The organism is Paenibacillus sp. FSL E2-0201 (genome assembly GCF_037963325.1).
Lineage (GTDB): Bacteria > Bacillota > Bacilli > Paenibacillales > Paenibacillaceae > Paenibacillus_AQ.
Genome location: NZ_CP150154.1, coordinates 4,837,521 through 4,851,700 on the forward strand (window position 1 = coordinate 4,837,521; position 14,180 = coordinate 4,851,700).

Genomic DNA, 14,180 nt, shown 5'->3' on the forward strand with positions numbered 1-14,180 from the left:
GCTTTCCTGCCCCCACATTATAAGCCCCCTTGGGGAAGCGTACAATCAGTCTCCGCCTACTTTCCGCTGTTGTTCTGAACGACTTCCGAGATTTTTTTATCAATATTGTTAACTGTCACATCCAGATCCTGTTGGCCAAGGAGATACATCTCTGCTTCTGGAATAACGTTGTTCTTAGCTTCATCCGCATATTTAGCGGGAACTTGCGTCGCACCAGGTGTCGAGTTCTCCATCGTAAATTTCAGGGAATCGACATCAATCTTAGATGGATCCTTGGAACCATTCACAATCGTATCCACCAATTTATTCGTATCTGATTTCGCCCAGCCAGAGAAGACACGCCCTCCAATTTCCAGTCCTTCTGAGGTATACCAGCGCACAAAGGTATAAGCAGCTTCCTTATTCTTCGATTTAGCAGCTATCCCCATATAAGTCGGCTGCACAGGTGAGTAATGTTTGCTTTCACTATCCAATCGAGGGATTGGAGCAAACGCTGTAACGAAAGTTGCCGGAATAGCCTCCGTTCCTCCCGATTCCGCAACCATCCAGTCTCCCATCGGAAGCATCGCTGCTAAACCATTGAAATACTGATTCCTGTAGGCAAGCTTCTGCGAAATAATATCTTCATAAGGAGTGGCACTCTTATCTTCGTACATCATTTTCTTCATCATCTGCAGATTTGCCTTAAACTGCGGGTCTAGCGCATTCGAGGTTCCGTCAGCTTTTAGAAATGTATTATCCTCAGGCTTACTCATCAGCTGGAGCTGGAAATAATCCGGCCAATTATGCAAATATGCGCCAAAACGCTTCGTTGCACCCTCACCCTTGGTCAATTTCTTCGCATACTCTTCGAAATCAGCCCAAGTCCAGTCCGTCGGAACCGGCAGACCAGCCTCATCTAGCATTTCTTTGTTAAGGAGCACGAACCAGCGCTGCATAGAAGACGGCAACGCATAGATTTTGCCGTTGACCGAAGTGTCCACCAGATATTCATCGGAGAGCTTATACCCTTCTTTCTGAATATATTCGTCCATCGGCGCTAACAAACCGATATCTGCACGCTGCGAATAGTTGGTATAAGGCAGTTCGACAATATCCAGCGGGTCACTTGCAGCAGCCATCAAGTCCAGCTTTTGCATGGAGGCTACAGAATCACCTTTTTCATTCAGTAGATCTACTTCTACATGTATGTCGGGATGCGCCTTCTCAAACTCTGCGATAATCGTGCTCCATTTCGCTTTCGCTTCCGTCTGCCAGGTACTCAGCTTCAGCGTAACCTTCTCTGCTGCAGGCTCTTTATTCCCACCAGCTTCAGGCGCATTTGTTGCCCCTGCATTATTGGTTTTCGCATTTCCACCGCATGCGGCCAATGACAACGCCATCGATGAGATAACAAGCACGGATAATAATTTCTTTTTCATATAGACCCTCCTATAAATGTGTTGGGTATACCTCGCTTTACAGCTAGTGCTATGTAACTGCTTACAAGAACATCCTAACATGCGGGATAGACGAGGAAAGTTCTCATATTCTACCGAAGAGAAACTATTTTGACTTTTATTATCCCTTCACGCCTCCGAGGGCAATTCCCTCAATAACTTGCTTCTGTCCGAGAGCAAAAATAATTAACAGAGGCAAAATTGCAGATACCGCACCAGCCATCATGAGTGAATAGACATCGCCGTATTGATCCCCAAACAACCGAATACCTAACTGAATCGTAAACAGCTCTTTAGATTTCAAAAAAATGAGTGGATACTGATAGTCGTTCCAGGTCCAGATAAACCGCAAAATAGCATAAGTGGCTACAGCCGGACGGATTAACGGGAATGCAATTTGTAGAAAAGAGCGAAAATGACCTGCTCCATCCATCCGCGCCGATTCAAGATACTCGTTGTTTACCCCCATAAAAAACTGCTTGAGCATAAACGCACCGATAATACTAAAGCTGTTAATTAAGATCAATCCTATATGCGTATCAATCAGATTCAGCCAGTTAAACAGTAGAAACTGTGGAACTAACGAAGCCTGCGGAGGTACCATATAAAGGGCTAATACTACTACAAACATCGCATCTCTACCCGGAAAACGCAGCTTGGAGAATCCATAAGCAGCAAGTGCGCATATCAGCACATTAATTATAGTCGTCGCCAGGGTAATATAAATGGAATTTCCGTAATAACGAGCGAAATCACCTGACCACACCTGTTTGTAATTCTCAATAAGATTCCACTGCTGCGGCAGCCATTGTATTGGAAAATTAAACACATCTTTCTCCAGTTTAAAGGAAGTAGATAACATCCATAGAAACGGTAAAAGAAATGCAATACCTAGCAGTCCCATTGCGATTGTCCAGAAGGTTCTGGATAGAAGCTCTTTTCTCACTGTAAATTCTCCTTTCTGCCTTTAATAATTGACCCATTTTTTTTGCGCTAACATCTGCAGGGCTGTAATGATCAGGCAGATGAGGAACAGGACAAGTGCCATACTAGAGGCATAACCCGTCTTCAACTGGTTGAAGGCAGTGTCATATAGCTCATATACGATAACTGTCGTAGAGTTAGCAGGTCCACCTTGTGTCAGTACTTGTATTAGATCAAAGATCTTAAAGGAGCCAATGACTCCAGTAACCAGCAAGAAAAAGGTGGTCGGCGAAATGCAAGGCACTGTGATATTGCGAAATTTCCGCCAGACATTGGCGCCATCAATATCAGCCGCTTCATAAAGATCCCTTGGAATACTCTGTAAACCCGCGATAAAAATAATAATGTTATACCCGAGCTGAATCCAAATTTGGATCAGCATAAGTGACGGCAGAGCATAATGAATATCAGCCAGCCATTTCGGCGGATTATCCCATCCCAGCGACATCAGAAATTGATTAACAGGTCCCAGCGAGGGATGAAACATAACCTGCCAGACCATAGCAATAGCAACTACACTGGAGATGTATGGAAGGAAATATATTACTTTAAACAAATCCTTCAGGAACACCTGTTTATCAATCAGGATAGCCAGCAATAGCGCAACGATGATCGTAACCGGAACTGTGATAATAAAGAGCAGATTGTTCATCAAGCTTTTCATAAAAGCATCATCATGAAACAGCCTTATGAAATTATCCACGCCCGCGAACTTAATCCCCCCTAACCCAGCCACAAAGTTCCAGTTCGTGAAGCTTAACAACAGTGAGCCCAGCACCGGGATCAATGTCAAGATGATCAGCCCCAACATCAGTGGAGCGACGAATAAATACCCGGCGATCGCTTCGCGCGTATCCATTTTAAGATGAAATTTTCGTATCATAGTTCTCCTCCTTTACTTATCCATAATTGTAGAAAAAGTAAGCCTTAATCATAAGAACTATAATTGTTCATTTTGGAACTAATTTTACCGATCCTTTAGTTGCAAAACCTTTTAGACAACCAAGTAAAAACACCTTTGGCGTCCTTATAAGGACGCCAAAGGTGTTTATGCGAGAAATATAAGACATAAAGTATATTGTAAAACTTATACTTTCTTATAATTGCAAAAAAAGCGCGAGCCAAGCTCCCGCCATCCACTACATTTCTATTTTTCCACGCACAGTAAGATCGTTTTACACGGACGCAACCTCTACAACACCTTTTCCATCCCCACCCGTACTTTTCAGCTTTTTACTAAAAATAATAAACAAGATAACGCCCATCAAGCTCGTTATAACTTCTGTTATGGTCATAGACCAGATCACGCCGTGAAGTCCAAAGACAGAATGTAATACGATAATCATAGGGATAAACAGTACGCCTTGTGTGATGGCCATAATGTTAGTTGGAATCCCCTGTCCGGTCGCTTGAAAAATACTCATGAACAAACCCGTAAATCCATTAAATAAAGCAGAAATCAGCATGGCTACCAAAATATAAGTTCCCATACTTAACACCGAAGGATCATTAGAGAAGAAATGTAGAATCGTTCCTCTGAACAAAAATACTAGACCTACAAATACAACAGCAATACCTCCGATATAGGCAAAAGCATGTTTAATCGTTGATTTAAGTCTCGCCATATTTTGACTAGCAAAGTTAAACGCAAACAGTGGAATCAATCCTAAGAATAAACCCATTGATAAAAATTCCGGAACCTGCACAATTCTTAAGGCCACACCAAACCCAGCAACCACATTCTCTCCATATTGAATCGCAAAGTTATTTAACAAAAGCGTGCTCACAATCACAAAACTAAATTGCAATAACTCCGATACACCTATTTTGTACACTTCTAATTGATCTCGAACAGATATCTTGAAATGCTTCAAAAATCCTCTTAAGTGCTCACTTTTCGTTTCTAAAAAATAGACATAATAAATCGCGGAACCCACATTCGCTAAAACCATTGCCAACGCAGCACCTGCCACATGCCAGTTCAACACCAGAATAAAGAGCGGATCAAAAATTAAACTTAAAGCCGTACTGATGAAGATGCCATACATCGATTCCTTCGAGGCACCTTCCGAACGGACTAGCTGCTCCAAGGCAAAATTAAGCACAATGGCGAATCCACCGGCAAAAAGAGTCAAAGCATAAGCCTTAGTAAAGTCTAGAGTAGCAGCATCTGCCCCCAGCAATCGTGTAATTGGATCAATCGCTAACATCGCCATTAGAGCAATAAGAATACCCACTATAATGCTTCCATAAAAAGTGTATCCGGCAACCTTCTTTCCCTTCTCCGTATCTTTTTGCCCTGCCAGCCTTGTAATAAATGTTCCTCCGCCTACGCCAAGCATATTCCCAAAGGCCATTAAGACTGTGAAAATGGGCAGACCCAGCGTAATGGCCGTCAGCATACTAGTATTGTGGAGTAAGCCAATGAAATAAGCATTGATTACATTATAGATGGTACCTACAGACATCCCGATCATCATAGGAATAGATAAATGAGCAATTGCCTTCTTGATCGGCGCCGATTCTAAATAATATTGATTTGAACCTTCTGTTTCCATGATTCTTCCTCCAAACTTTTATAGACTTGAATTAACTTTTTGCAGTAAAGACTTTAAGGTTGCAGTTTCTTCCGGACGGAGTGCTTTTGTAATGCTTGCTTCTACCTCAGAAAAAATCTCATTGAACTCCTCGACCAAAAGAGCACCCTTTTCCAAAACAAAAATACTCTTCTGTCGTTCATCATTCTCAGGTGTGACACGCTTGATATAGCCTTTCTTTTCTAAACCTTGGAGCATGCTGGTGATACTTGCCCCTTTTCTATTAAAGACCTCCGCCAAATCCTTTTGAATAACACCTTTTTCTTGATGCTCAAAAATATAGCCGATCATACGCCCTTGCTGTGAATTCAGACCTAACTCATTTAGTCTGGCATCAGCTGTACTTTTTAGTTTCATCCCGATCTCTCGAATCAAATTAGAAAAGGGTGTGTTTTCAACGTGTTTGTTCATAATTATTTCCTCCTCAACCGAATTAGTTAGAACTCTAAGTAACATCATTATCATAATAGTTAGAACTCTAACTGTCAATATTCTAACTAAATAAGCTGATTTAATTCTTCTTTTAAGGTAAGTACGTGATTGCAGTGAATATTTGGACTTCCGGCCATTTTTCCTTTGAAGAATGTTTTTTAGTTCACCTTATTAAAAAACGCCCCTCTCCAGCACATGCCCGTAGACATGTACTGAAAAGGAGCGATTAGAGAAACTCACTTCACAAGTTCTTCCAGCTTTCCGAATAAAGCGGTTTTCGATTTCAGCTTGGACGCGTTGCCGACCACAGCGAAATAATTCTGTTCCGTCACAGCCTTAAGTAAGTCGGTGTACTGTCTGATGTCTTCCGGTGTTGTCGACAAGATTTCATCCCGTTCTTGCTGGAGTTCAGCCTCCGTCACCTGTTCGAAATAATGCCGGTCCGCCCGCCGTCCCTGAGCACTCGGACTTAGCGGCTGGTCCAGCATGGACAAGGTGCCGATAATTGCTTTGGTCATCTCGTCGGCATCTGCTTCATACCCTTCAGCAAAACGGTACGCCTGATCATACACCTCCAGCGTCTCCTGCAAATTCGGATCACGGTAGGAAGTAAACATCATTATCCCGTCTCTGCGCAGAATCAGATTTCCGCCGTAAGCACCACCCTTCACACGCACCGCATTCCATAGATAGGTGAGGCTCAAGATTTTTTTGAGCACCTGCATTTTGCCTGAATATGTGAATCCTAGCTTAGTGAAGTTGTATCCCTTGACCACATACTGCACCTGACTGGAAGACATGAATCCTTCATTGTCCGCATGACCTTGCGCCGTAATCTTAGGCATATCCACTACCGGTTGGTCCTGGATATCTAGCTTCGCAACATTATTGGCGAATTCCTCATACAAATCAGTTGTTCCGGTCACGCTGATGATCAAATTCTTTTTATTAAATAAAACCGCACAGATATTCTTCAGTGTGTCTGCTAGCTGAGCTCCCTGCTGATCAAACGTCTCGGCAAGCTCGCGGATAAAGCGGTAATAAGTTACGCCGCCCTGTTGTTCCTGATACGCTCCCATATCCGAGAAATAGGACATCAGGCGGCTGGCCGCAATATCATTCCCTCTTTGGTTCAGAATCGATTCCATCTGCGAGGCTTCCCGGCGGACGATTTCCTGCAGCTTAGTCAGATTATCGAGCGCACTAGTATAAAGCATCTCTCTCAGCAGATCCAGCGACTCACCAATATGCCCTGCCATTACTTTCACCAGCGCACTGAATTTGGGCTGATAGCTTGCCCCGTTGGTTTTTGCTGCGCCAAAGATCTCATTCCTGAAGTAAATGCCCCCAGTTTTGATCCCGATCTCACTGGTGAGCTCCTCGATGCTGTAGGACGCAGTCTCCATTTGACCTAATACCTCTGCCAGAAGTACTAAATAAGGGATTCGCTCTGGAGCGACAACACTCGTATCCCAATAAAACTTGCAGTAGGCAATCTTCTGGGTAGCTACCTCATGATGAATCACCGTTATGTCCTGATGGGAATGTTCATAGGTAGGTACTTGCGGTTCTATACTTCGGTTAATATCCTGTAGGGACAAGCTTGGCAGCTTCTGCAAATCCTCGGCGACATCTGGACGGCTCTGCCGTGCCAAGAGGTTCTGTGTACGCTGAACCAGCTGCGCCAACTGATCTGGTTGCAGTGACGCTTTGTATTCACTCAATTGATGCTGAGCGGATGCTTCCTTTTCAGCGGCGATCGTCTTGGACGGGTTCAGCACCACCACACTGCAATGATCACTATTCAACAAATAGACTTCAATCAACTTCTCAAAATAACGATCCGCCAGCTTTTCCCGTATAGCAGTGAACGCCTCTTCATATCGCATATGATTGGTAGGCTGACCGTCATAGAGCCAGGACTTCATCACTTCGATATTGTAAGTAAGACCTTTCGGATACTGATTAAAGTCCGCTTCCCGCAGTTCAAATTCCTTGCTATTGACTGCTGCCAGCACGAGCTTCTCATCTAGTCCGTCCTGAGCCAAACGCTTTAATGTAGTCTTCACCAGCTCAACGAAGGCATCTTTGGAGGAGGCATTGGAATGCGTCAGCGTAATGCCAAGCAGCGGCTGAACCATACTGTCGGAATAAAAAGCAAACGCATCCTTACCCAGTCCGCTTTCGAGCAGGGCTTGCTTGAGCGGAGCTGCGTTGCTGTCCATCAGCATGCTTTTTAAAATATCAAAAGCCAGGTTCAATTCCCGATCTGTAGAGGTTCCAATCACATAATTCAGACTCAGGTAAGTCTTATCTGTGGCAGATTCTCCTTCCAGGATCGGATAATCCGCTACCAGCTCCGTCATTCCAATCGGCTTTTGCAGGGGGATGGATGTATCAAAGCTGTTTCGTTCATAAGACCCAAGATATTCCTGATCTATAAATTGCAGCTTCTCTTCAATATTAACGTCTCCGTAGAGATAAAAATAACTGTTCGACGGATGATAATAATTGCTGTGCGCCTTAAGAAACTGCTCATAGGTTAGTGCTGGAATCTCCTGTGGATCTCCGCCTGAAGAATGACGGTAGATCGTGTCCGGATACAATGACTTTTTGATTCTATCCATCAATACCGTTGTCGGTGAGGAATAAGAACCCTTCATCTCGTTGTAAACCACGCCTTTATAGATAAGCTCATCTTCGGGATGCTGAAGCTCGTAATGCCAGCCCTCTTGCTCAAAGATTTCTTGCTGCTTATAAATATTCGGCTGAAAGACACTATCCAGATATACCTCCACCAAGTTGGAGAAGTCTTGATCGTTCCGGCTCGCCACTGGATACATCGTCTTATCCCCAAACGTAAATGCGTTCAGGAACGTCTGCATCGAGCCTTTCAGTAATTCTACAAAAGGTTCCTTGACCGGATATTTCTCCGACCCACATAATACGGAATGCTCTAAAATATGAAAAACACCCGTGCTATCCTCAGGCGGAGTTCTGAAGCTTACGCTAAAGACCTTGTTGTCATCCTGATTCTGCACGAACAGCAGCCTGGCGCCACTCTTCAAATGTTCCATCGTGAATACGGCGGAATCGATCTCCTTAATAAATTCCTCATTAATGACCTGAAATCCATAATAAATGTTCCCTGTGATCAAACGACTCATAGATTTCCCTCCTCTGTTTAGGGATATGTAACTCTACATGAGCTTATCATATCCCTGGACATTAATTCCATCAGTAGAAGGGTTCCGGGATTAATTTCTGTAATCTGATTAAAATTGCCGCCGCTTGCTCACGCACCAGAATCTGCTTTGGATCAAAGCGACCTCCGCTGCCGGTCATCACTTCATGTTCATTCACAGCCTGAATCGCATGGCGGCTTGCCTCTGGTAAGCCAGCCGTATCAGTAAACTTCACACGGTCTGGGCTACCGTAGGTAGCTAGCCGTACGGCTTTAGTAACCATAACTGCCGCTTCTTCCCGTGTAATACCACGGTCCGGTTCGAACTTGCCAGATGAAGGGCTAACGACGCCCAGTTCCACAGCCTTGGCGATAGTACCGCTGTACCATTTGCCTGCCTGGACGTCCTTAAAGCTGGAGACGGCCTTGGCATCGGGAAACTCATGCAATAGCCGCAATAGCAAGGTTAGGAATTCAGCTCGGGTCAGCTTCTGCTTAGGAGCAAGTACATTCCCACTGGCACTCACGCCCTGAATATATCCGCTGCTAAGCGCCATCGCGATATCCACGCGTGCCCATTCCGCGACTTTCCCCGCATCAGTAAAGCTAGCTAGTTCAGGGGAAGAGACATGCAGCGCAAACGTTCGTTTGGATAGCGCTGGTGCGTCATCTTTGCGATATTTGGTGACTAGCACAGGATAGACACCGGGCTTCATTCCGGCAAAAGACACCATCCCCGTGCTGTCAGCCACTACGCTTTTTCCTTGAAGGGTCACGGTAACACCAAAGGCTGGAAGACCGCCTAGTTGGTTGTTTGACTTGGTGATACGGAGGGAAAAAGGCATATTGGCACTTGCGTATCCCCCCATTTCCTGACCATTCTTGTCTTTCCATTTCACTTCCATCCGATCAAGCAGCTCTGTATCATTCGCGTAATAGACGAGCAGCTTGTCTCCATCACCAATCGTCAGCCTAAAAGGACTATTCTCGGGATATAACCACGCACTGCCCCCGCTGAATACAGCAATTTTCCATTCTCCGCGCCCATTGTACCGCCCGTTCTGAATCCCCTCTATAGCGGTGAAGGCTGGTTTAGCTGCATCCCCATTTAGCTTATAAGCAAGACCTTTCATCTGTAAAAAAGCTGCGGCTACCTTCACTGCATCACCACCGGCAACACGCCCCTCAGCAAGGGTGCCGCCACCAGGACCTTCAACTTGAATCGTTGCCCGGTCAAGGCCGGTATGATGCAATCCGCTGTACAGCAATCCAGCCTGCTTGGATAATAGCTTATACGAGGTCAGGGCTAGATAGGCTTGCGCAGTCGCAGGACCCTCTTTCCCCCCACCTTCTATCTGTGCAAAACCGCCACCTGAAAGATTCCGCTTCATTAAATGCTCCAGCAGCGAGACCCCTTTTTCCTTGGCGAAACCCGATGCATCAACTCCCAGCGACGATAAAGCAACAATCACCTGCGCCGTCGTTACAGTCTTACCGTCGAATCCACCGTCTAGCTGCTGCTTATCTTTCAGCCACTGCAAAGCCTTCTGAACAGGCTGCGCCGTTTGTTCCGAACCCATTTCCGAAGCGAGTGCCGTTAACGCTAAGGCAGTTGCTACCGGATCGCCTTGCTTCTGCCCAGCCAGCGGCCAGCTGCCATCCGCCAATTGCATAGCGAGCAACTGAGAAAAGAGCATATCGGGATAACGGTTCGTCCACTCCATTGAATTGGAAATAGAGTTTTTCGAGGTAATATAGACGGCTGCCAATGCGGCTGCCCCTTCCGAATCGATTCCCGCATGGTTCATCAGGAATGGATATAAATCAATACCAGCGATATTGTTCATGTTGCCACCCGCAGCACTATAAGCTAACGCTGTCCGGGCTAAATCGGCCACTTTGGCGAACTTCCCCCGCTGCTCCAAAATCTTGTCAGCCGTCTGCCCCAAATACCCATCAGGCAGACTATGCCCATTCTTAAAGAAGCCTACGGCTGCTTCGTCCGGGAATGGCTGTATCGTCAACAGCACATTTTGAGCCCCTTCCAAGGCTCTCTGCATCTCCGCAGTGAACAAAGCAGTTGTCTTCTGAACCGTAGACGGCTCTGCCATTACCCTGCCATTCAGCAGTATAAGTGATAGACACAATGCGATAAGCGTAAACTTCCTTATCGTCCGGTTTAGTTGTGTTGCTCCCATATCCATTCTCCTCCAGTGCAGCTTGTTAGAACCCATAAAGATTAGACGCAGCTAAATGGAATTTTGTTACTATTACTATCTTGTTGATGAGATTCACCAAAGCGTTTACACTTAAGTATAACGTGATTTCTCTTTAGTAAATTATTGATCTATACTCAAAAGTCTTTCTGGAAAGGAAAGCTGCTAATGTTACGTTCCTCCTACACCTTTCGCTCAGAAGAAGAAGCATCCATGCTTCTGTTTGATTCTATCGGCTGGGAACAAGTTGATTCATCTGCCTATTCATTCAACGGCCAGAATCGGACGGAGAGAAGCTGTGTAATTTTTCAGTACACCTTATCGGGAGAGGGTAGAATTGAAATAGATGGGGTTGTTCATCGATTAACGAAGGGCAAAGCTTTTCTAGTGACTGTCCCCAGTATACACAGGTACTATTATCCGGAAGATGGCACCGAGCCTTGGGAATTTTTATGGCTCAATCTGCGGGGTCCTTTAGCGATTTCACTGTGGAGCCAACTTGCCGCTCATTGCGGTCCAATTATTGAACTCCCCCAGGAATCAGTTTCGATAGATTTATTGTGGAGCATTTTCAAGGACATACAGGTTCATGAAGAAAGGGATTTGCATCTTTTAACGGGAAAAGTCTTTCAATGGATCTTGTCCGTGGAGAAATATCTCAAGAAACCTAACATGTTAACCACCTATATAAAAAATGACAAGCTTCACGCCGCTATTCAATTTATGAAAGAGGATCTGCATAATAATAATCTAAGCTTAGATGATGTCGCCGCGCATGTTGGCGTTTCTAAACATCACCTTTGCAGACTGTTTCAAAAAAATATCAATCTTTCACCCTTTGAGTATTTAAAAAGAAGGCGGATTGAGTTGGCAGCATCTAAACTTAAAACAACAGATTTGAGCATCAACCAGATCGCCACGGAAACAGGATTTGACAATGCCAGCTATTTCGGAAAAGTTTTCCGTTCCTATTTCGGGGTCAATCCCTCGACGTATCGAGAACAGGATCTAGAGTTCCTAACCAAACATGTGTTTTTTGAAAATTAATCCATATAAAAAAGGAGCAAGCCAGTGGCTTACTCCCTTTTTTTATTAAACCTCTTTGAGTACGAATAGTAAGCTTTTGAAATCGCCCTCAAGCTGTGGAAGTGAGATTCCGAAGTGCATCAGCTCATCCCCTCTGTATACTTCACCGTTAAGCTCAAGTTTGTAGTTTTTAGCAGGGTCGAGTCCTTTCAACCGCAATCTGCGGAGAGGTGCATTAGGCTCAGCCAGCACTCTGAAGTACGTGGCGAAGGCTTCTTTTTTATCATCCGAAACAAACATCCACGCCGTCTGATTACCCTCAAACGGACTAAGCAGTCGATAGAAATCACCGAATTGAATCAGCATTCTCAGTTCCTTGTACTCAGAAACCTGCTTGCGGATATCTTCGCGTTCAGCTTCAGTGAGTTTGGTCATATCTAGTTCATAGCCGAAGCTACCCGACATCGCGACATGACCACGGGTTTCCAAAGGTGTGATACGGTGCACCTGATGGTTAGGGACAGCCGATACGTGAGCGCACATAGAACTTGAAGGATACACAATACTTGTTCCATATTGGATCTTCAATCTTTCAACCGCATCTGTATCATCGCTAGTCCAGGTCTGTGGCATATAGTACAGCATGCCTGGATCAAATCGTCCACCACCGCCGGAGCAGCTTTCGAACAAAATGTGTGGGAAACGGGTGACGATTCGTTCTAGCACATCATAAAGTCCAAGAATGTAACGGTGAGCCGTTTCGCGTTGACGTTCCGCTGGCAGAAGAGCAGATCCAATCTCCGTCATATTCCGGTTCATATCCCATTTCACATAAGTAATCGGAGCCGATGACAGCACGGAGCTAACCGAATCCACAATATAATCACATACATCCTTACGGGATAAATCCAGAACAAGCTGCTGGCGAGCTAACGTTCTTTTGTGCTCCGGTACATGAAGACACCAATCCGGATGCTCACGATAAAGATCACTTTCCGGCGATACCATTTCCGGTTCGAACCATAGTCCGAATTCCATGCCCATTGCCGTAATATCTTCTCCGAGTTTTCCTAGACCTTCTGGAAGCTTGCGGCGATCCTCTACCCAATCTCCGAGAGAGCTATCATCATTGTCTCGCTTCCCAAACCAGCCGTCATCTAAGACAAACAGTTCAAGGCCGAGATCTTTGCCTGCTTGAGCAATTTCTTTGATTTTATCTGCATTGAAATTAAAATAGGTTGCTTCCCAGTTGTTGATGAGAATAGGACGCTTACGATCACGGAACTCGCCTCTACATAACCGGGTCCGATACAGACGGTGGTAAGTTCTTGATAATCCACCAAGTCCTTCACTGGATCTTACCAGCACAGCTTCAGGAGCTTGGAAGGATTCTCCCGGTTCAAGCAACCATTGAAAATTAAACGGTTGAATACCGATGCCCACTCTGGAAATTCCATATTGATCCACTTCCGCTTGCGCAAGAAAGCTTCCGCTGTACACAAGACTGAACCCGTATACTTCACCGTGATCCTCTGTTGCATCTTTTGCAAGCAAGGCCATAAAAGGATTCTGTTGGGAGCTACTAGCGCCGCGCTTACTGTCAATTCGTTGGATACCAGGTACGAGAGCTCTTTTGTGGATATGACGTTCTCTTGTCCAAGTACCAGATAATTGCAGCATGTCATAATCAGAATCATGGAAGTCAACATTTGCGCTTAACACACGCTTCAGCACCACATTGTCTTTCCCTTGATTCTCAATTCGCACAGAACGTGTGATCACATCCTGATTATTAAATACAGTGTAGCTCAATACAGCGATCAGTCCGGTTTTGTCATCCTGAAGAAAGAGTTCCAGTGTATCTGCTTCTTCTTCACTTTCAACATAGGTGGATGGCAGCCCCTTTAATGCAGGCTTTCCTTTATTGATCTTATAGCTCTGATAAAGGAAGTCCGTAACGGTCGTACCGTCTACCAAATGAACCTCAAGCGCCGGTTCCCGGAAATCACCATTCCCATAAGACGGAAACTCACTTGGAATCGTGTCGAGGGAGATCTTTTTGTCCTCCATTGTGTAGGTCGGGCTAAAGGAACAACGCTCCACCAAATGCAACGGCTGCTTGATTCCTTCTAATTTAGGTCCCCAATAGACATGCGCTGGAAGCTCACCTCTAACAATTTCAATCACGTAGCTGGATTGCTGGGACTGTAAATGAAATACCTTGCGGCTGTCATCATAATAAATACTCATAATATCCTCCTACTCTTCTTATCAGATCTTGTTGTAATGTAATCGGCTTAAT

9 protein-coding genes are annotated in these 14,180 nt (G+C 45.0%); 1 reads left to right on the top strand and 8 read right to left on the bottom strand.

Going from position 1 to position 14,180, the window contains the following annotated elements; all coding sequences use genetic code 11:
* Positions 1-56 precede the first annotated feature (56 nt).
* From NSU15_RS22060 to NSU15_RS22090, 7 genes are all read right to left on the bottom strand, one after another.
* Positions 57-1,421, bottom strand: coding sequence for an extracellular solute-binding protein (locus tag NSU15_RS22060; RefSeq protein WP_339287533.1), 1,365 nt, complete (start codon positions 1,419-1,421; stop codon positions 57-59).
* Positions 1,422-1,560: 139 nt separating this feature from the next.
* On the bottom strand, positions 1,561-2,343 hold the full coding sequence (locus NSU15_RS22065; RefSeq protein WP_060626659.1) for a carbohydrate ABC transporter permease: 783 nt from the start codon (positions 2,341-2,343) through the stop codon (positions 1,561-1,563).
* A gap of 63 nt (positions 2,344-2,406) precedes the next feature.
* Complete coding sequence (locus NSU15_RS22070) at positions 2,407-3,306, bottom strand: sugar ABC transporter permease (protein WP_339287534.1); 900 nt, start codon at positions 3,304-3,306, stop codon at positions 2,407-2,409.
* 292 nt (positions 3,307-3,598) lie between these two features.
* A complete protein-coding gene (locus tag NSU15_RS22075) occupies positions 3,599-4,981 on the bottom strand; it encodes an MATE family efflux transporter (protein ID WP_076117140.1) in 1,383 nt (460 codons plus the stop codon).
* Positions 4,982-4,999: 18 nt separating this feature from the next.
* Positions 5,000-5,431 carry a MarR family transcriptional regulator gene (locus tag NSU15_RS22080; protein WP_042130040.1) on the bottom strand — a complete coding sequence of 144 codons (432 nt, stop codon included), beginning with the start codon at positions 5,429-5,431 and terminating at the stop codon, positions 5,000-5,002.
* 257 nt (positions 5,432-5,688) lie between these two features.
* Positions 5,689-8,619: an insulinase family protein gene (locus NSU15_RS22085; protein ID WP_339287535.1), complete on the bottom strand. Its 2,931-nt coding sequence runs from the start codon at positions 8,617-8,619 to the stop codon at positions 5,689-5,691.
* 70 nt (positions 8,620-8,689) lie between these two features.
* Positions 8,690-10,834, bottom strand: coding sequence for an S-layer homology domain-containing protein (locus NSU15_RS22090; RefSeq protein ID WP_339287536.1), 2,145 nt, complete (start codon positions 10,832-10,834; stop codon positions 8,690-8,692).
* Positions 10,835-11,020: 186 nt separating this feature from the next.
* Here NSU15_RS22090 and NSU15_RS22095 point away from each other — a divergent pair, with 186 nt between their 5' ends.
* A complete protein-coding gene (locus tag NSU15_RS22095; protein ID WP_076117148.1) occupies positions 11,021-11,899 on the top strand; it encodes an AraC family transcriptional regulator in 879 nt (292 codons plus the stop codon).
* 45 nt (positions 11,900-11,944) lie between these two features.
* Here NSU15_RS22095 and NSU15_RS22100 read toward each other — a convergent pair whose 3' ends face one another.
* Positions 11,945-14,128 (bottom strand): alpha-galactosidase, encoded by a 2,184-nt coding sequence (locus NSU15_RS22100; RefSeq protein ID WP_339287537.1) that lies wholly within the window; start codon positions 14,126-14,128, stop codon positions 11,945-11,947.
* Positions 14,129-14,180 lie beyond the last annotated feature (52 nt).

Coding starts and splice junctions, on each gene's coding strand:
- NSU15_RS22060 (WP_339287533.1), bottom strand. CDS start 1,421: ATGAAAAAGAAATTATTATCCGTGCTTGTTATCTCATCGATGGCGTTG.
- NSU15_RS22065 (WP_060626659.1), bottom strand. CDS start 2,343: ATGGGACTGCTAGGTATTGCATTTCTTTTACCGTTTCTATGGATGTTA.
- NSU15_RS22070 (WP_339287534.1), bottom strand. CDS start 3,306: ATGATACGAAAATTTCATCTTAAAATGGATACGCGCGAAGCGATCGCC.
- NSU15_RS22075 (WP_076117140.1), bottom strand. CDS start 4,981: ATGGAAACAGAAGGTTCAAATCAATATTATTTAGAATCGGCGCCGATC.
- NSU15_RS22080 (WP_042130040.1), bottom strand. CDS start 5,431: ATGAACAAACACGTTGAAAACACACCCTTTTCTAATTTGATTCGAGAG.
- NSU15_RS22085 (WP_339287535.1), bottom strand. CDS start 8,619: ATGAGTCGTTTGATCACAGGGAACATTTATTATGGATTTCAGGTCATT.
- NSU15_RS22090 (WP_339287536.1), bottom strand. CDS start 10,834: ATGGGAGCAACACAACTAAACCGGACGATAAGGAAGTTTACGCTTATC.
- NSU15_RS22095 (WP_076117148.1), top strand. CDS start 11,021: ATGTTACGTTCCTCCTACACCTTTCGCTCAGAAGAAGAAGCATCCATG.
- NSU15_RS22100 (WP_339287537.1), bottom strand. CDS start 14,128: ATGAGTATTTATTATGATGACAGCCGCAAGGTATTTCATTTACAGTCC.